General features: G+C 38.3%; 13 protein-coding genes. 5 read left to right on the top strand and 8 right to left on the bottom strand.

The features are described from left to right. Positions 1 to 9: 9 nt before the first annotated feature. Both K8P02_RS17365 and K8P02_RS17370 read left to right on the top strand, forming a co-directional pair. Complete coding sequence (locus K8P02_RS17365) at positions 10 to 1863, top strand: T9SS type A sorting domain-containing protein (protein ID WP_025867517.1); 1854 nt, start codon at positions 10 to 12, stop codon at positions 1861 to 1863. Between the two features lie 99 nt (positions 1864 to 1962). Beyond that, on the top strand, positions 1963 to 5922 hold the full coding sequence (locus K8P02_RS17370) for a leucine-rich repeat domain-containing protein (protein ID WP_223381572.1): 3960 nt from the start codon (positions 1963 to 1965) through the stop codon (positions 5920 to 5922). Between the two features lie 103 nt (positions 5923 to 6025). Here K8P02_RS17370 and K8P02_RS17375 read toward each other — a convergent pair whose 3' ends face one another. The 5 genes from K8P02_RS17375 to aroQ form a co-directional block, all read right to left on the bottom strand. Next, positions 6026 to 7264, bottom strand: coding sequence for an FtsX-like permease family protein (locus tag K8P02_RS17375; protein ID WP_025867519.1), 1239 nt, complete (start codon positions 7262 to 7264; stop codon positions 6026 to 6028). Then, positions 7261 to 7593: a 30S ribosome-binding factor RbfA gene (gene rbfA, locus K8P02_RS17380; RefSeq protein ID WP_002558310.1), complete on the bottom strand. Its 333-nt coding sequence runs from the start codon at positions 7591 to 7593 to the stop codon at positions 7261 to 7263. The genes K8P02_RS17375 and rbfA overlap by 4 nt, the downstream gene beginning before the upstream one ends. 162 nt (positions 7594 to 7755) lie before the next feature. Beyond that, positions 7756 to 8388, bottom strand: a complete 633-nt coding sequence (locus K8P02_RS17385) for an O-methyltransferase (protein WP_002558311.1) — start codon at positions 8386 to 8388, stop codon at positions 7756 to 7758. A gap of 109 nt (positions 8389 to 8497) precedes the next feature. Continuing rightward, complete coding sequence (pyk, locus tag K8P02_RS17390; protein WP_002558312.1) at positions 8498 to 9955, bottom strand: pyruvate kinase; 1458 nt, start codon at positions 9953 to 9955, stop codon at positions 8498 to 8500. 98 nt (positions 9956 to 10053) lie between these two features. Further along, positions 10054 to 10467: a type II 3-dehydroquinate dehydratase gene (gene aroQ, locus K8P02_RS17395; RefSeq protein ID WP_002558313.1), complete on the bottom strand. Its 414-nt coding sequence runs from the start codon at positions 10465 to 10467 to the stop codon at positions 10054 to 10056. A 145-nt stretch (positions 10468 to 10612) separates the two neighbouring features. On the opposite strand from aroQ, the gene xerD reads away from it, so the two are divergent. The 3 genes from xerD to K8P02_RS17410 all read left to right on the top strand — a co-directional run bounded on the left by xerD (position 10613) and on the right by K8P02_RS17410 (position 14532). Next, positions 10613 to 11560 (top strand): site-specific tyrosine recombinase XerD, encoded by a 948-nt coding sequence (gene xerD / locus K8P02_RS17400; protein ID WP_002558314.1) that lies wholly within the window; start codon positions 10613 to 10615, stop codon positions 11558 to 11560. A gap of 143 nt (positions 11561 to 11703) precedes the next feature. Next, complete coding sequence (locus tag K8P02_RS17405) at positions 11704 to 13392, top strand: tetratricopeptide repeat protein (RefSeq protein ID WP_195350187.1); 1689 nt, start codon at positions 11704 to 11706, stop codon at positions 13390 to 13392. 108 nt (positions 13393 to 13500) lie between these two features. Next, positions 13501 to 14532 (top strand): TlpA disulfide reductase family protein, encoded by a 1032-nt coding sequence (locus tag K8P02_RS17410; RefSeq protein WP_025867520.1) that lies wholly within the window; start codon positions 13501 to 13503, stop codon positions 14530 to 14532. 82 nt (positions 14533 to 14614) lie between these two features. Here K8P02_RS17410 and K8P02_RS17415 read toward each other — a convergent pair whose 3' ends face one another. From K8P02_RS17415 to K8P02_RS17425, 3 genes are all read right to left on the bottom strand, one after another. After that, positions 14615 to 15448 (bottom strand): DUF4886 domain-containing protein, encoded by an 834-nt coding sequence (locus K8P02_RS17415; protein WP_025867521.1) that lies wholly within the window; start codon positions 15446 to 15448, stop codon positions 14615 to 14617. 231 nt (positions 15449 to 15679) lie between these two features. Beyond that, a complete protein-coding gene (locus tag K8P02_RS17420) occupies positions 15680 to 18115 on the bottom strand; it encodes a GH36-type glycosyl hydrolase domain-containing protein (RefSeq protein WP_025867522.1) in 2436 nt (811 codons plus the stop codon). A 24-nt stretch (positions 18116 to 18139) separates the two neighbouring features. Next, on the bottom strand, positions 18140 to 19996 hold the full coding sequence (locus K8P02_RS17425; RefSeq protein ID WP_007482848.1) for a sodium:solute symporter family protein: 1857 nt from the start codon (positions 19994 to 19996) through the stop codon (positions 18140 to 18142). Positions 19997 to 20025 lie beyond the last annotated feature (29 nt).

Below are 20025 nucleotides of genomic sequence, written 5' to 3' on the forward strand. Positions count from 1 at the left end.
ATTACGAATATGAAAAGAAAGAGTTTTTACATTTTTATTCAGATGGTTTTATTCATCTCTTTTGCTTGTTCACAGGTGAATGCCCAACAAATCAAGCCACAAAGAAATAAAACGGAGAAAGTAGGTACACCGGAAGTAACAAACTCCCGGACAGTAACAACGCGGGCCACTACATTAGGCACTTTACCCTATTCTAATGATTTTGACAGTTATGAGATTCGGACTGTCCCCGAAGGATGGGTTTGTACAGGTGACAAAGATGCTTTTGCCATCACAACTTTCAACGGTTGGAAAAATATATATTCCGAACCCAATTGTCTGGGTGTCTATTCTTCTGCAACAGAAAATAACTGGGCATATACTCCCGGATTTGAAATGAAAGCCGGAAGAATCTATCATGCCAGTTTCTGGCTATTGGCTCCCGGGCTTTCTGAATCGGCCAATAAGAGCGAAAGCTTACGCTTTACTGTTGGTAAAGGACAATCAAAAGAAGCTGATTGTATCACATTGGTAGATTTAAAAAATATAAAGTACAAAGAATGGAAAAAAGTAGAGGCTGATTTCATACCTGAAACCGATGGTATCTATTACTTTGGAATCGGTTTTACTACGATCGTTGCAAATGGTGTAGGAATAGACAATTTTGAAGTCTATGATAATGAAAATCCTTTTCCGGCTGTAGCTAAATACGTTGCGTACGGTGGTCTTTGGTCAACTCATGCTAATCACATAAAAGAGCGTCTGCGCTATGTATATCCGGAACAACCCATTTCATTCATTAATCAATCAAAATATGCAACTGATTACCAATGGAACACATTCGGGAATCCGGCTACTACTACCGAAGAAAGTCCGGTTGTAACCTATTCGGAGAGTGGAGATTACAAACCTCTGTTGACTGTAAAAAACTCTAAATCCACTGATTCATTCTCAGACATTGTAAATGTAGGTATTTTAGGAAAAGAGGATGTTACAGACATTGTCGCTAACATATCGGACATGTATGACGAACTGTTCCTGCCGGAAACAGATGTTCCCGGTTCGAATGACTACGTTAGTGGCATAAACAGATATTATACCACCTTTGCTGAAAGATTTGAACTGCCTGCTGACGCTGAAGCAACCGTCAGTGCCGTTCATTTCAGATTGTATGTATATAAAGCAGCTACCATTAACAAAGGTAAACCTGTAAAAGTCAGATTATATGGAGAGAAATGGGGAGCACCGGATCCGGATAATGTATTTGGAGAATATGTTACAACAATGAGCGGTGCTTTCGGTACTACCTCTGTAGACTACGAAAATGTCATCAGAAAAATTAAATTTGCAACTCCTATAAAAGTCAAAGGAACATTCTATTTATCTATAGAACTGGACGAATCTATCGTACCGGACGCAACTACCAAATTAGCTTTGGCTTGTGATGCGTACAGAGCAGATAAAGTTGCTTCTGCTTATGTCCGGATTCATGCAGCAGGAGCCGCAGAGTTGAATCTTAACGGAGGATGGTATTGTGTACCTGATCTTCCCTGGCCGTTTAACGAGATTGATAAAACCGGATTCTCTTTCTATCTATCACCGGAAATGACTTTCCATCAGGTAAAAGGAACTTCTATCAACAAGGTAGAAGACAATAAGATCAGCGTTTATCCAACGGTATTCCACTCTGACTTCAACATAAAAACCGGAGATAATACATCGAAATTAATTCGTGTATTCAATGCTAACGGACAAACCGTTTATGAGAAGACTACAAATGAAGCTAATATAACTGTTACGGGGGCAAACTGGGCCGAAGGCATTTACCTGATAAGAGTTGGAGGCGACTCTATCAATGCTTCTATAAAAGTCATCAAAAAATAAAACTCTCTCTCTTTACTTTATTCTTAACAATTGTCCGGGCGTAAAATCCCGTATTTGACGTCCCGGACAATATTTATTCACTAATACACATCGGAAGATATGAAAAAACGACTACTTATTACCTGTCTTATGTCACTGATAGTCATTGGCGTATGGGCGGAGAAAAATGAAGATGAACCTATTATCAACATGACTTGTACTGCCGGTAAAATCAGTTTTAAACTGTATGCAACTGAAGAAACAGTTTTCCAGGTAGACTTTGGTGAGGGAGCAATAGAACAAACGGTTAAAACAACCGGAACAGCAGTCAATGGTTCCGCTTCGGGTACTTCAGTCAACGTATACGGAGATGCCAATAAGCTGAAAAAGATTGAAATCTCTTCCAATAAACTTCTAAAAGTGCTTGATTTCAGTAAATGTTTGGCATTGACAGAACTGTCCTGTTCAAGTTGCCAAGGTGTAACTGAAATTATTCTCCCTTCCTCTACAGAGAATCAATTGACAAAGATCAACTGTAGATATCTCAATCTGGCTTCTTTTGACGCAAGTAAATGTACAAAGCTTAAGACACTTGCCTTATTCAATGCAGATGCAACATTAGAAACATTGATACTTCCGGAAAATACAGATATTCTGAATGACTTAACGTTACAACAATGTGGTCTGACGACATTGGATATCAGTAAATATACCAATCTGACAAATCTGGATTGTACTTATAACTTTCTTACCTCTATCCAAACTCCCAATTCGGATAAAAATCTGTCTGTAGACTGTTCATACAATTACATGATCATGCCTAATTTTCCCGAAGGTGAAAACATCACTTTATACTATATGGACCAGCGGGAAAAAGTATCACAATACACTTTGAATGAAAGTTATACAACAAATGATATTATTGACCTGTCTGAATTTTACGTTTCTAAAAAAGGAATTAGCGGTTCCTATTTTACAGATGGAGTTTATCCCACCTTCACTTGGTATACAAACGGAAACAGCGATCCCTTGGAAGAAGGAAAGGATTACACAACAACTGAACCTGGAAAATTCAAATTCAATATAGTTCCCGAAAACAGCGTTTATTGTATCATTGCCTCCAAAGCCTATCCGGCTTATCAGAATTACAATTCTCCGTACCGGACTGCCGATACTACTATTGAAAAAGCAGCTGAACCAACTATCATTTTAACTACATCCAATGAAAGAACTATTGGTTTCTCCTTAGGAGCTACTGAAGACAATACTTCTATACAGATAGACTGGGGAGATGGAAACCTCGTTGATAAAGTTATAAACTCCGCAAAGACTTCTATACAGGGTACTCCTGCAGGAACAAAAAATATTAAAATTTATGCAGATGCAGCTAAGATAAAGGAAGTTTCTTTAGCTTATTGTGATTACCTCACAGGCGTCGATTTAAGTAAATGTACAGCTTTGCAAACCTTATCAATAAAGGAAAGCTCTAAAATTACTTCCATTGTCTATCCGGAAGATATAACCACACTGGAGAATCTCACCATTGACAATAGCAGTATAAAAAATATAGACTTACATAATTGGTCTGGCCTCAAAAATCTAAAATATAGTCCTTACGGTGCCAGTACCATTGTGTTGCCCGACGAAGCCGGAAATCTGGAAAATATCGTTCTTAGTAAGTTATCATTAAAAGCTATAGATTTAAACAAATATGTCAATCTGGCTTCTCTTGAAGTAACCTCTCACTCTGCATTGGAAACACTGGATGTGGGTAAATGCAACAAGTTAACAAAACTAATTTGCAAAAGAGATACCAAACTGGCGACTCTTATTCTACCGGAAATCAAAACAACTTTAACAGAACTGGATTGTGAATATACTGCACTAACAGCCATAGACTTAAAAGAATATAGCAAATTGCAGGTATTAAATTGTAGCGGGATCAAAGAGACAATCCTCCCCGAAGATCCGTCTACTTTGACTTCATTGACTTGCAAAGAAAATGGCCTGAAAGTACTGGATATAAGTTCATGTACCAACCTGACGTATCTGGATTGTTCATATAACGAACTGACAGAGATAAAAGTTCCCGGGAATCCGAACCAGGATATCAATATCGACTGTTCTTACAACTATCTGTTTTTACCCAATTTCCCGGAAGGTGAGAAGATCGATTTGACCTATATGGACCAGAGAGAGAAAGTTTCACAATACACTCTAAGTGAAAGATATACCACAAATGATATAATAGACCTATCCGAGCTTTATGTTCTTAAACAAGGTATCAAAGGCTCTTATTTCCCGGAAGGAGTTTATCCTACCTTCACCTGGTATGTAAATGGAAGCAAAGAACCACTGGAAGAAGGAAAAGATTACTCTGTGACAGAACCTGCAAAATTCCGGTTCAATACAGTCCCTGAAGGCAATACCTATTGTGTTATTGCTTCTAAGGCATATCCTGATTATCAGGATTATAACTCTCCTTATCGTACTACGGATGTAATTATCGAGAAAGCAGCCGATCCGGTTATCAGCCTCACTACATCCAATGAAAGGAGCATTGGCTTTTCTATTGGGGCAACAGAAGATAATACAACCATTCAAATAGACTGGGGAGATGGAAATCTGGTTGATAAAGTTATAAATTCAACAAAAACATCTATACAAGGTACACCTACAGATACAAAGATAATTAAGATTTATACAGATGCAGCCAAAATAAAGGAAATCTCTTTAGCCTACTGCGATTATCTCACTGGAGTTGATCTAAGCAGATGTACAGCACTGGAAATACTTTCTATAAAAGAAAGTTCTAAAATCGCAACAATAACATACCCTGAAAATATAGCAACTATAACCAGTCTGACTATTGAAAACAGTAATATAAGAAATCTGGACATACATGATTGGTCAGGACTGAAAAATCTGAATTATGCTCCATCCGGTGCCGCCACAATTGTTCTGCCGGACGAAACAGAGAATTTAGAAACTGTCATCCTGAAAAAACTATCCTCAAAGACAATAGATTTGAGTAAGTATACCAATTTAACTTCATTAGAAGCCACCAATAATTCTTCATTAGAAGAATTGGATGTTAATACATGTAGTAAGCTGAGTAAATTAATCTGTAAGAGCAATACCAAACTCGCAACCCTTACTCTTCCGACTGTAAAAACAGCTTTAACAGAATTAAATTGTGAATATACAGCATTAGCCAGCATTAATCTGAAAGAATACACCAATCTACAGATGTTGAATTGTAGTGGAATAAAAGAAGCGACTCTTCCGGAAAATGCAGCTACCATGACCTCTCTGACATGTAAAGAAAATGGCTTAAAAACACTGGATATAAGTTCTTATATCAACCTGACGTATCTGGATTGCTCATATAACGAGTTGACAAAGATACTGGTTCCCGAAAGTCTGAATCAGATTCTGGAAATCGACTGCTCATACAATTATATGATCATGCCAAACTTTCCCGAAGGTGAGAAGATAAAAATGTCATATATATATCAGAAAGATAAAGTGATGAAATATGAATTGGCAAGCAGTTATAAGACTGATGAAACAATTGATTTTTCGGACTGGTATGTGAAAAAGAAAGGATTGGCCGATTCATACTTCCCAAATGGGGTCTATCCTACTTTTGAATGGTATCTTGCCAGTACGGGTGAAAAACTTAGTGCAGGAAAAGACTACACGGTAACAGAAGGATGTAAATTCCGTTTCAATACCATACCAGATGGTGCAATCTACTGTGTTATCTCTTCCAAAGCATATCCTGATTATACAGATTACAATGAACCCTATCAGACAACTTCCTGTGTAATAACACAAGGAACAGGACTGGAAAAAACGAATGAGAATATAGCCCGAATTTATGCTACTGATACCAATATTACAATTATCCCTACAGAAGATTGTACTTACTCCGTACTCACTTCTACCGGACAAGTCATAGCAAATGGTGAAGCTAATCAGAGCATTGAAGTAGCTGTAGGCTCAACAGGTATATACATTGTATGTATCCGAACAAAAGACAATACAATTAGTACTTATAAGATAGCTATTCAGTAACAGAAAAGAAAGAATCCTTTTTAGGCACCCCATATAATTTAGTACTAAATTATATGGGGCGCTATTTTTTATGTAGAAGTCATTTGACAGACATCGTTATTTATTATTTCCCTCCTGAAGAGAGCAATCGTTTACTAAGATAACGCACCGGATACCACACCGAAAGAAAGCCAACGGCAAATACCGTTACAAACACCAACACTACATCCCAAAAGTGCACACTGACCGGATAGGCATCCACCAGAAAGTTTCCTCCACCACCTAAAGAGATAATACCAAATTTTTGTTGTATCAAACAAAGAATTAATCCCAATACAATACCGGATATAGCACCAAAAAGAGAAATCAGACGCCCTTCAAAAAGAAATATTCTGGAAATCAAACGATCATCCGCTCCCAAATTGCGCAAAGTCACAACATCCTCTTTCTTATCAAGAATCAACATAGAAAGAGAACCTATTACATTAAAACAGGCAATCATCAAAATAAACGTGAGAAAAAGATATGAAATCAATTTCTCTATCTCCATAATCCGAAATACGTCTTCTTGTTGCTCATAGCGATCCTGCACAACAAAGTCATCACCCAATATCGATGCAATCTTTGATTTGGCGGAAGAGGTGCTCACACCAGGATTTAATTTCAATTCAATAGCAGAAACTTCGGTTGTATAATCAAGCATCCGACGCACAAAATCAAGGGAAGTAAGAATATAACGGCTATCATACTTTTGCTGATTGACCACAAAGACAGTACCCGGAGAAAAAAGATACTCCATATTAAAAGAAGCAGAAGGATTTGCCATATTCACCTTAGCATTCCGCTTAGGGGTATAAATCTGCAACGGATCAACAAACTGTATACCTGTACCCAGCGTCGAAACCAATTCGATACCCATCACAGCATAATCTACTATGGAATCATGAAGTAGAAAATCCCCTGCCCCATAAAGAATGCTGTCAATAGACGTAAGATCCTCAAAGTTATCTTCCACCCCTTTTATTACAGCCATTGTCTGACGGTCTTTATACTGTACCATCGCATTTTCTTCCAACGTTTCGGTGAATACAGCGACTTCCGGCAAGGCACGAATCGCTTGTATGCGTTCGTCTTGTCCATCGAAAACCTTACCTTCCCGGATACTAATCTTCAGTTCCGGATCGAACGCTGTAAAAAAGCTGGCCACCATATCCTGGAAACCGTTAAATACAGAAAGTGTACAGACAAGCGCCAGCGTAGCAAGTGCTACCCCACATACTGATATGCCGGAAATAATATTAATGGCATTGTGCTTCTTCTTTGAAAAGAGATAGCGCCGGGCTATATAAAAGGGCAGGTTCACTTCAAAAGAGAATCTATCTTTTCTATATAATCCAATGAATCATCCACAAAGAATTTCAGTTCGGGAATGATACGCAACTGGTGACGAACCCGCGTTCCGAGCTCATACCGGATAGATTTCATGTTGTTATTGATATTTTTTACCATCTCTTCTCCCTTTTCAGAAGGAAAAATACTAAGGTATACACGCGCTATACTCATATCAGGACTAATACGAACTGCACTTACTGACACCAGTATACCGGGCATCGCCTTAGTTTGTAACAAGAAGATTTCACTCAATTCTTTTTGCAACAAACGGGATATCTTATTCTGTCTGGTTGTTTCCATAAAGTTATTTATCAGGTTTATTAAATGTAATTATTCATATTGAGCAGGCGACCTTCACCTACTCATATAAAACACAAAGTTACAGAAATATATCGCTTGACAGGCTATTTATATGATATTTTTAGTTTTCATTATCGAAATAGCATACCCACTAAGTTAGCACTATTTTTTACGGATAATCGTCAGCCCATCCCGCAAAGGAAGTATCACCTTCTCTACCCTTGTATCTTTTGCCACAAGATCATTGAACGCTTTAATACCAATTGTTTGATAATCGTTACTATGCGGATGCTCTTCCAGAACATGGCCATCCCATAAAGTATTATCAGCTATAATATAACCTCCGGCGGAAAGATGTACAAGCGTCATTTCGTAATATTCGATATATTTACGCTTATCCCCATCTATAAAGGCAAGATCAAACACAATACCCAATCCGGGAACAAGTTCAAGGGCATCACCGATATAGAACTTTATTTTATCAGCATAAGCCGATCCTTCCAGCCAGGGACGTGTAAAATCCTCTTGTTCATCATTAATCTCAAATGTGTGAAGCATTCCTCCTTCCGGAAGTCCCTCGGCCAGGCAAAGAGCAGAATAACCACTATACGTACCTATTTCAAGTATCTGCCGGGGGCGAATCATCTCGACAAACATCTTCAACATTCTTCCCTGCAAATGGCCGGAAGCCATACGAGGACGAAGTAGTTTAACATGTGTGTCACGATACAAGGCTTTCAGATAATCGCCTTCATCATCTATATGGCTCAGGATGTAATCGTCTATAGTATCCATGGAAAGAGAAAAAGGATTTACGATTGGACGATTTACAATTTACGATTGAAATAACTCTTGTTTATCAGAAGTAATTTCAATCGTAAATTGTAAATCGTCCAATTATAAATTATAAATATCTGTTCTTATTAGGCAGTACCGTTTCTTCAGCGTGTTTCAAAGCATCTTCCACAACGTTGATTTCAAGGAAAGAAGTTTGGGTTCCCGCTTTACCACTACTCAAATAACCTACCATATCCGAAGGACACAAACGTCCTTCTTTCAACAGACGGCGTAGTGCAGCAAAGTAATACTCCTGTCCGTTAGCCAATTCGGGCATATAGATCGCTTCCACCCCATAAGAAAGAGCCAGATGACGCATGGTTTTCTCCTTGTAACAAATGGCCAGCACAGGATATTTACCACGGAAAGCAGCAAGGTTACGGGCAGTACGTCCACTATAACTATCAGTAATAATAGCACGCATCTTCAGCTTGGCTGTAGCTTTCACAGCTTGCTTGGCAAGGAATGCAGTCACATCATTACTATTTTCATCCAACGGAATGCGGATATCGTTCTCTTCCAGTTTATCTTTTTCAGCTTGTGCGGCAATAGCAGTCATCGTTTTCACGGCTTCTACCGGATATTTACCATAAGCCGTTTCACCGCTCAGCATCAAAGCATCAGTACGATAATAGATAGCATTAGCAATATCAGTTACCTCCGCACGAGTCGGACGCGGATTATTAATCATAGTGTGAAGCATCTGTGTAGCTACAATAACCGGCTTCTTTGCCAACACGCATTTACGAATCAGTGTACGCTGGATACCCGGAATACGTTCTTGTGGTACTTCAATACCCAGATCACCACGCGCTACCATCACACCATCAGCCACTTCAAGGATTTCATCGATATTATCAACACCTTCCTGATTTTCAATCTTGGCAATAATTTTAATATCACTATTATGCTCGTCAAGAATAGTACGAATATCAAGCACATCCTGCTTGTTACGTACAAACGAATGTGCTATAAAATCGATATCCTTCTCTATAGCATACAATATATTATTACGGTCTTTCTCTGTCAACGAAGGCAGGTTGATTCGCACCCCCGGAACATTCACACTTTTACGACTACCCAGGACAGCCTCATTTTGCACTTCACAAAGCAAATGGTCAGTTGTTTTATCAATCACACGAAGTTCAAGATCACCATCATCAATAAGAATCGTTCCACCGATATTCAGATCATGTACAAAATTGGGATATGAAACAGCAATACATTCGCGGGTTGTTTCCAGGTCAGGATTACCAACAATCTTCACTTTCTCTCCAATCTGAAAAGGAATAGGTTCGGCATTAGCAGTAGTTCGTACTTCCGGCCCTTTGGTATCCATCAGGATGGCAATACGGTTGGAAACGGCACGTACATTAGCTATCAAAGCTTCAAAACCTTCACGGCTGGCATGCGCGGTATTCATACGAACAACGTTCATCCCGGCATCAAACAACTGTTTTATAAAGTCTACGTCGCAGCGTCTGTCTGAGATGGAAGCTACGATTTTAGTCTGTTTCAGCAACATCTTAAATAATTATTTAATTTTGATAATGTGCCCATATGCCAATCGTCCTCCGGCTTATTTACACATTAATTATATGAATCTATTTTATTCTCACATTATTATCTTAAAGCCTCAAGGGCCAGACGGTATGAATTGAGCCCAAAACCACAAATGACTCCTTTACAGGCACAAGCAATCATAGACACATGACGAAAATCTTCACGACTGTGTACATTAGAAATATGTACTTCGATTACCGGGGCAGTCACCGCACGAATAGCATCTTGTAAAGCAATAGACGTATGTGTATATGCCCCCGCATTTAAAATAATACCATCTGCTTCAAAACCCGTCTGCTGAATGCAGTCAATCATTTCTCCCTCAATATTCGATTGAAAATAGTTAATTTCTATATCCTTATACGCTTTGCGGAGTTCTGCCAGATAGTCTTCAAATGTAACACTACCATATATGGAAGGTTCACGCTTGCCCAGCAGATTAATATTGGGGCCATTAATAATTTGTATCCTCATAACACAATCCTACTAATTTTAATACCTTTGTCTCGGGAACATTATTTCAGGGTGCAAAGATAGCGCAAACCGAATGTAGAAGCAAATTTATTTGTATTTTGCTGAGGTGCAACCTATCTTCGCGGAGCAAAGGTAGAAAAAAGAAATGAAAATAAACGAAAAAACCGAGAAGAAGGATACACAAGAGCAGATAATTAAAAAGTACCAACAATATCTAAAGTTGGAGAAGTCTCTGTCTAAAAATACGCTGGATGCTTACATGACCGATCTGAGTAAGCTACTCAACTTCCTGCAAGCAGAGAATACCGGAGTTCTGGATGTTTGTCTGAACGATCTGGAACGCTTCTCTGCCGGACTGCATGATATTGGTATTCACCCACGTTCGCAGGCACGAATTATTTCAGGTATCAAATCTTTCTTCCACTTTCTCATTATGGCCGACTATATAGAAGCCGATCCCAGCGAACTGCTTGAAGGCCCCAAAATTGGCTTTAAAATACCAGAGGTACTGACAGTTGAAGAAATTGATACCATCATCTCAGCCATAGACCTTAGTAAAAACGAAGGCCAGCGCAATCGTGCCATGCTGGAAACCTTGTATAGCTGCGGTTTACGCGTATCCGAACTGACCAATTTAAAGCTTTCCGATCTTTATTTTGACGAAGGTTTTATCAAAGTAGAAGGTAAAGGCAGCAAACAACGTCTGGTACCGATTTCTCCACGAGCTATTAAAGAGATACAACTATACTTTATTGACCGGAACCGGGGAAAAATAAAAAAAGAATATGAGGATTTTGTTTTTCTGGCCCGATGGGGTAAAAACATATCCCGCATTATGGTCTTCCACCTCATCAAAGAACTCGCACAGATAAGCGGTATCACCAAGAATATCAGTCCACATACATTTCGTCATTCATTTGCCACTCATTTGCTGGAAGGAGGAGCCAATTTACGAGCAATTCAATGTATGCTTGGGCATGAATCCATTGCCACTACGGAGATATATACTCACATCGATCGGAACATGTTACGGAGTGAAATAATAGAGCATCACCCGCGTAATATTAAATATCGTCAAGAAAAGAAAGGCTGATTTCATTAAATTATAATAAAAACAATACTTTAGCTATATATATATCTTAATATTTAATATCTTTGCGTTACTTTTTCCGGGTTAAATGGAAAAGGCATGAATGGACGAATATTTCAATTACAAACATTTAATTTATACCTAAAATGATTAAGAAGCTTTATTTGCCTTTCCTTATGGCATTGATTGTTGCATTTTCGTCTTGCAGCAAAATGGGTGAATTATCATCTGACTACTTTACTACAACTCCGCAGGTGTTGGAAGCAGTGGGTGGTAAAGTTCCTGTAACTATCAACGGAAAGTTTCCTGAAAAGTATTTCAAAAAGAAAGCCGTTGTAGAAGTAACTCCGGTTTTAAGATGGAATGGTGGCGAAGTTAAAGGCCAACCTGCAGTATTCCAAGGTGAAAAAGTTGAAGGTAACGACCAGACTATCTCTTACAAGATGGGTGGTAACTACACGATGAAAACTTCATTTGACTATGTTCCTGAAATGGCTAAGTCTGAATTGTACCTTGAATTCAATGCTAAAATCGGCAACAAGACAGTAGCTATCCCTGCTGTGAAAATTGCTGATGGTGTGATTTCTACTTCAGAATTGATTGAAAACACGCTGCAAAGTGCTAACCCTGCTAACGGTGACGACGCTTTCCAACGTATCATCAAAGAGAAACACAATGCTAACATTATGTTCCTTATCCAACAGGCTAACATTCGTGCAAGCGAATTGAAGACTGCTAAAGAATTCAACAAGGAAGTAGCTAACGTAAACGATGCTGCTAACAAAAAAATCAGCAACATTGAAATTTCTGCTTATGCATCTCCTGATGGTGGTGTAGGTTTGAACACTAAGCTGGCCGAAAACCGTGAGGACAACACTACTAAGATGTTGAGCAAAGACCTTAAGAAAGCTAAGATCGATGCAGCTATCGATGCTAAATACACAGCTCAGGACTGGGAAGGTTTCCAGGAACTGGTTTCTAAATCAAACATCCAGGACAAAGAATTGATCCTTCGCGTACTCTCTATGTATCAGGATCCTGAACAAAGAGAACAAGAAATCAAAAACATCTCTTCTGTTTACAAAACTTTGGCTGACGAAATCCTGCCGCAATTGCGTCGTTCTCGTTTGACTTTGAACTATGAGATCATTGGTAAGTCTGACGACGAAATCGCTTCTTTGGCTTCTTCTAATCCTAAAGAACTGACTTTGGAAGAATTGCTGTATGCTGCAACACTGACTAATGACAACGGTAAGAAAGAAGTAATCTATACAAAAGCTACTGAGTTGTTCCCGAATGACTACCGTGCATTCAACAACCTTGGTAAATTGGCTTATCAGGCTGGTAACATTGACAAAGCTGAATCATACCTGAAGAAAGCTGCTAACATTCAGGCTGCTCCTGAAGTTAACATGAACTTAGGTCTTGTAGCTCTGGCTAAAGGTGATAAGAGCGCTGCTGAATCTTACTTAGGTAAGGCTTCTGGCGCTAAAGAACTGGGCGAAACAATGGGTAACCTGTACATTGCACAAGGTCAGTATGAAAGAGCTGTAAACTCATTCGGTGACGCTAAGACAAATAGTGCTGCTCTTGCTCAGATCCTGGCTAAGGACTACAACAAAGCTAAAAACACATTGGCTGGTGTAGAAAAACCGGATGCTTACACAGACTATCTGATGGCTGTATTAGGTGCAAGAACTAACAATCTTTCTATGTTAACAAGCAGTCTGAAAAGCGCAGTTGCTAAAGACTCTTCATTAGCTAAGAAAGCTGCAACTGATCTTGAGTTCGCAAAATACTTCGTTAACTCAGACTTTATGAATATTATCAAATAAACGAATCCTTCGTATTTTATTTGAAAAAAAGGAGTTGCTCATCATTTATGGTGAGCAATTCTTTTTTTTTATCCATAAAACCCGTACTTTCGCAGAAAAGATGCAAAAATGAAGAAAATAAATATCTTGCTCATCCTGATAATCTGCCTGACAGGCTGCAAGAAAAATGCAGATACAACAAGCATAACCGGAGAAATTAAAGGACTGGGAGACGATACAATCTATTTATATGGCATCGACGGACTCTACCAGCATATAGATACTATATATGTGAAGGGAGGCAAGTTCTCTCATTCATTAAAAGTAGACACCATCACCACAGCCATGCTACTCTTGAAAGGGGAAACAGAGTATCCGATTTTTCTTGATAAAAAAGAGAAAATCAAGGTACAAGGGAATGCAAACAACCTGGACCACCTGAATATTGAGGGAAATATTTATAATGAAGAGTTCTCAGCCTTCCAAGCAACGCTGCAAGGGCCGGGCATACCCTCCGAAAAAATGCTCGAAGCAAAAGCAGAAGAATTTATCCGCCAGCACAACAATTCTTTCGTCAGCATTTATCTGCTGGACAAGTATTTTGTACAAAAGGAAACTCCTGACTTTAAAAAGATAAAAGAGCTGATTGATGTGATGGCAGGAGTACTTCAAGATAAACCTTCCATTGGACAGTTGACCGAAAATATCACCCAAATAGAAAAAGTGAATGAAGGCAAGACAGCTCCTTTCTTCAGCCTTCCCAATCAAAAAGGAGAAAAAGTAACACGCTTAGATAAGTTCAAGGACAAATATATGCTCATCAATTTCTGGGCATCCTGGTGCGAAGAGTGTGATTCTACAAATGTGGAACTGCGCAAGATAAACAACAAGTATAAAAAGAACAAAGAATTTGGCATATTAGGTATTTCACTCGACATAAATAAAGAAGACTGGAAAAATAAGATAAAGCAGGATACACTAACCTGGGAACAGGTATGTACCTTTACTGGGTGGAATCTGGAGACTGCCAAACAATATACCATACTGAAATTACCAACCAATATACTCGTATCTCCAGGCGGCAGGATACTTGCAAGAGATATCCCAACAGACAGTCTGAGCCATGCAATTGAGAAAGTACTAAAGAAGGAAAAGAAATAACGTTTTCCAAGGCATTGTCCACAATATTATGGAGAGTGCCTTCTATCTACACAAAATAGTGAACAGTACCATATTAAAGTCCCTATTCATCAATCCTAACAGAAGCATAGGGATAAAGGACAGCTGTATGCGCTGCTTTTCTTGCTAACAAAACCTCTTGCTCTGTCAATGAAGAAGGACTATAAGAGCTCGTTTCGGGATTCTGTCCGGTTATTATCTCAAGCCAAGTACATGCCGCAGTATAACGTCCTAATCCCAAACTCAAATGATAACCATCACGACAAAGAGTATCTCCAACAAAAGTGTTACGCAAATTCTGAATAGCAGTTCCTGAAGGTACCACAAACGCTATCTCATTAGCATGGCGTTGAGCTACTATGGAAACAGCCGTTACGATAGCTTGGCACATGTCTATTTGACTGTTACCATATACAGAGAATCCAGAATGAGTCGAGTTCTGAGCGTAAGCCCAAGTTTGATGTAACCCTATTTTTACAGTAGAATTAGTAATATATCTCCTTACATATTCCAACAAATTAGATAACCAGGGTTCATAAGATTCCAGTAATCCTGAATCATAACTGGCTTGCTGGAATGTAATATAATCCCAGTTTTCATCTGTAATACACTCATGCATTTTCTTATGAACATTCGTTTTCTTTCCATTCTCAATTTTTCTATACTCGAAAGCTTCTTCTGAAATAGCCATTTTCCAATGTGACTGTAGACTTTGCCCAGGACGATAAATATTTCCAATAATCAATGTATCCCCACCACCAACAGCCAATTCATACAGATTCTGCTCAACAGCATCTTCAGAAAAGCTATTCCCAATAGCCAAAACCTTTATTATTCTACCTTGTACAGATACAAAGGGCAACAGAGAAACCCAAAATAGCAGTTTCAAGATTTTCATCAGATTCACTTTTTTTAATTCAACATCAAATTAGTAACATCAACAATTTATAAAAAAGGGGAATGCTACACCTATACATATAACAATAAAAATCCCCTTCTTTTTACATCGCTAACATAGATTCTAGCAGACACAATACTATTAACAATGACTACCTCCCTTTCCTCCCGAATTCATCCCCCCTTCTCCGAACATCCATTTTCTTTCTCATGTTTATTCATTTTATAAATACTACATTATTACCTCAACTTTATAAGTACTACCGGCTAACATCGCTGGAATGAAAGAACCTTCAAGTTTTTCACCGTCCACTATAATTTGCTTAACTCCTTTCATTTTTCCTTTTGGATTATTTATTACGATATCATAAATAGCTCCCCTAAATCTGCGTTTCACCCTAAATTTACGCCATGAAGAAGGTATGCACGGATCAATCAACAGACCGTCATACTCTGGCCGAATACCTAAAATATATTGCGTTATGGCAAAATAATTCCAAGAAGCTGTTCCTGTTAACCATGAGTTTTTCGCCTCACCAGGTTTATAAGCATCTTTTCCTGCTATCATTTGAGAGTAAACATAAGGTTCCATTTTATGAAGTTCACTGATACTCTCAAGATAAGCTGGGCATATTTTTTTATAATATTCCCAAGCGTTATCTCCGCGTCCACGAATGGTTTCACCTATCATAATCCATGGATTGTTATGACAAAATATTCCAGCATTTTCCTTGTATCCTTCAGGATAAGTCGATATTTCCCCATACTCTTTATAGTACTTTGAAAAAGCCGGGTTGTTCAATACTATACCATACTGGCAATCCAATCTTTCTTTCACCGCATCCAAAGCCTTTTCCACCATTCCCTCTTCCAATCCGATCTGAGCCATTGTACACCAACCATTCGATTCTATAAAGATTTTCCCTTCTTCATTCTCCTCCGAACCGATCTTCCGCCCCCAATAATCATAGGCCCGTAAAAACCAATTGCCATCCCATCCATATTTCATCACCGCCTTTACCATCTCATCCACATGTTTGTATGCCTTTTCTGCCTCAATATTCTTATTTAATATCTTACACAGTCTTGCATATTCTCGTCCATACATTACAAACAATCCAGCTATCATTAAACTCTCAGCTTTTGTACCCTCCGATTTATTTTCCGTAGTTTGAAAACTCTCATCCGGATTACTTGAGAAACAATTCAAATTTAAACAATCATTCCAGTCCGCCCGCCCTATTAAAGGCAAACCATGAGGCCCTAAATTATTCACAATATGCTCAAAAGAAACTTGAAGATGGAAGAAGAGTGAAGCTTCCGATCCTTTCTGATTATCAAAAGGAACCTGTTCATGTAAGATGGAAAAATCACCCGTTTCCTTTAAGTAATGTATAGTGCCAAAAATCAGCCACATAGGATCATCATTAAACCCTTGTCCTATCTCATTATTTCCTTTCTTCGTCAGAGGTTGATACTGGTGATAACAACCACCATCAGAAAATTGTGTCGATGCAATATCAATAATACGCTGACGAGCTCGTTCTGGTATCTGATGAACAAAGCCAATCAAGTCTTGATTAGAATCTCTAAACCCCATGCCACGCCCTATACCACTCTCAAAATATGAGGCAGAACGAGAAAAGCAGAAAGTTATCATGCACTGGTACTGATTCCAGATATTCACCATTCGGTTAAGTTTCGGATCCAGTGATTCCAGTACATATGCACTCAACAAATAGTCCCAATACTCTTTTAATTCATTAAAAGCTCGGTCTACAGAATCAACAGTATTAAATCTATCAATTACTTCATATGCACACTTTTTATTTAGTTTCTGTTCCTCGTCCCACTTCTCACTTTCACCATTTTCAACGTATCCTAAAACAAAGATCAAATCTTTTAACTCTCCCGGTCCCAACTCAATTTCAATATAATGAGACGCTATTGGCAACCAACCATGTGCTATGCTGTTACATGCCCTTCCTTGAGTTACCGCCTGAGGTTGATCAAAACCATTGTACATTCCTAAAAATGATTCACGATCCGTTTCAAAACCATTTATAGGTACATTCACCGAATAATAAGAATAATGATTCCGTCGTTCTCTATACTCTGTTTTATGAAATAGAATTGAGTTTTCTACCTCCACCTCACCTAATGAAAGATTACGCTGGAAATTTTCCATATCACTTTGAGCATTCCACAGACACCATTCAACAAACGAAAATACTTTAAATCGTTTTATTTGATTTGTTGTATTCTTCAACGTAACTTTCTGAACTTCTGCCCATGTATGCAATGGTACCATATACAAGATCTCTACCTCGAGACCATTTTTAGCCCCGGTAATAACCGTATAATTCAACCCATGCCTGCAAATATATTTATCCAACTCTGTTTTACAAGGTTTCCAACCCGGACTCCATATATTTTCCCCATCATTGATATAAAAATATTTCCCTCCGTCGTCTATTGGTACATTATTATAACGATATCGTGTAATACGCCTATATCTTGCATCCTTACAAAACGTATATCCGCCTCCTGTATTAGAAATCAAGCTAAAGAAATCTTCTGTTCCTAAATAGTTAATCCATGGCCATGGAGTTCGTGGGTTTGTAATCACATATTCACGCTTATCGTCATCAAAAAATCCAAATTTCATAATCTGTAATATTATTTATTAAATTCAATTTTCCAGTTTATTAAACCAATTCCTTTTTAATATTACTGAAGTAATTATAACAATAATAACTGCTACAATAAAATAAATGAATTGCTGTAAAACGAGATAAATCGACGCCGCCACCAGAGCTGTCTGCCAGATAATCCCAACTCCAACATTAATAAGATCTCTACAGCAATCAGAATTTTCCTTAAAATCAGGAGTTTCAGCTTTAACAAGTACATCAATAGGCTTCCAAATTCCCCATGGACGAGTTGTTTTATAAAACTCCTTCAAAACCTCTAAATCGGTAGGAGGTACTGAATAAGTTCCCCATACACATCCAACAATAGAGCAAATAAAAATAATCGGAAAATAGTATAAAGGTAACACTCCGTCAAAGTAAGGAACTATCGGAAGAATCAATGCCGGAATCATGCCTGCAGCCATACCTAAGGCAAAACCACGTCCATTAAATCTCCACCAATGCCATTTTAAGATATTCGCCGCAATATAGCTACCATACAATGCACTAGTAACCCATTGTAACACACTATTCACATCTTGTGCTAATACTCCAAAACAAATACTGACAACAACAACAATTAAACCCACAACAATATTTGCACGATTGGCTTGTCTGGGTGTCGCATCTTTCTTAAAATACTTTATATAAATATCATTAACAATATATGCCTGAACTGCATTTAAAGTTCCTGCAAAAGTAGACATAAATGCAGCCAGTAATCCTGCAAGAATCAACCCAGTTATTCCAGCTGGAATCCAAGGGTGATTAATTACTGCCGGAAGAACTAACTCAAAATCAATCACACCGGCAGGAGTAGTAATTTGCCCCTGTATCTGATTAAACAAAATAAGCCCTAATATAGCAAAGCCTGTAATCATTATATAACGAACCGGCATCAATACCAATGTGACCGAGCCACTCATCAAAGCTGCTTCACGAGGAGAACGAGTTGACAGTATTTTTTGCATATCATAAGTAGGAGCCGGGCCAGCAACACTAGCTAACACACCTTTCAAAAGAACTAATCCAAAGAAAAGGCTGAAAAGCTGGTAACCATCACTACCTATTTTATTGTTAAACTCAACAAACTTACCTGTCCAAGTCATATTTAACTCTTGCCCAAACCACGGAGAAAACCAACTATTTGGTAACCAAGAAGAAAACTCAATGATATCTAAATGCAATATCGCAATAATAGCTACAGCCACGGAAGCTAAACCCATAATGATGTATTGTGCCACATCTGCCCAAACAATACTCATCATTCCACCCATCAAAGCATAGAATACTGCAAACAGAGTAAAAATAACACCCCAGACATGAGGAATATATGTATCAGGAAGAAAAGACAAAAAAGGAAAGACGCTTTTTAATGGCATAAATATCTCCACAAATTTACCCATACCAATAAAACCGTAAGCCAACATGCCCAGTCCAACCAAAATAGCAAACACAACAATAATCCAATGAGAAGTCACAGCACCATTATCCGTTCCGAAACGAAAGCGAATCCACTCTGCTCCTGTCGTACAATTGGAACGACGTAACCAAGCCGATAAATAAACCATCAGAAATATTTGGTTAAAAACAGGCCAAAGCCAAGGTATATAAATACTCTTAAGTCCATATACAATAGTTATACCAACCAGCCATACAGTACCAGAAATATCAAACATACCAGAGGCATTAGATAATCCCAGCAAATACCATGGGATATGTTTACCCCCCAACAAATATGATTCCAGATTCTGAGATGCACGACGCTTCAAATGAAATCCTATAAAGACCAATACCCCCAAGTAAACGGCAACAATAGTAAAATCAATACAAGAAAGAAAAGAATGATAATCCATTAAATTTATTTTTACTTTCAATATTTATA

This window comes from Bacteroides nordii (genome assembly GCF_019930665.1).
Taxonomy (GTDB): Bacteria; Bacteroidota; Bacteroidia; order Bacteroidales; family Bacteroidaceae; genus Bacteroides; species Bacteroides nordii.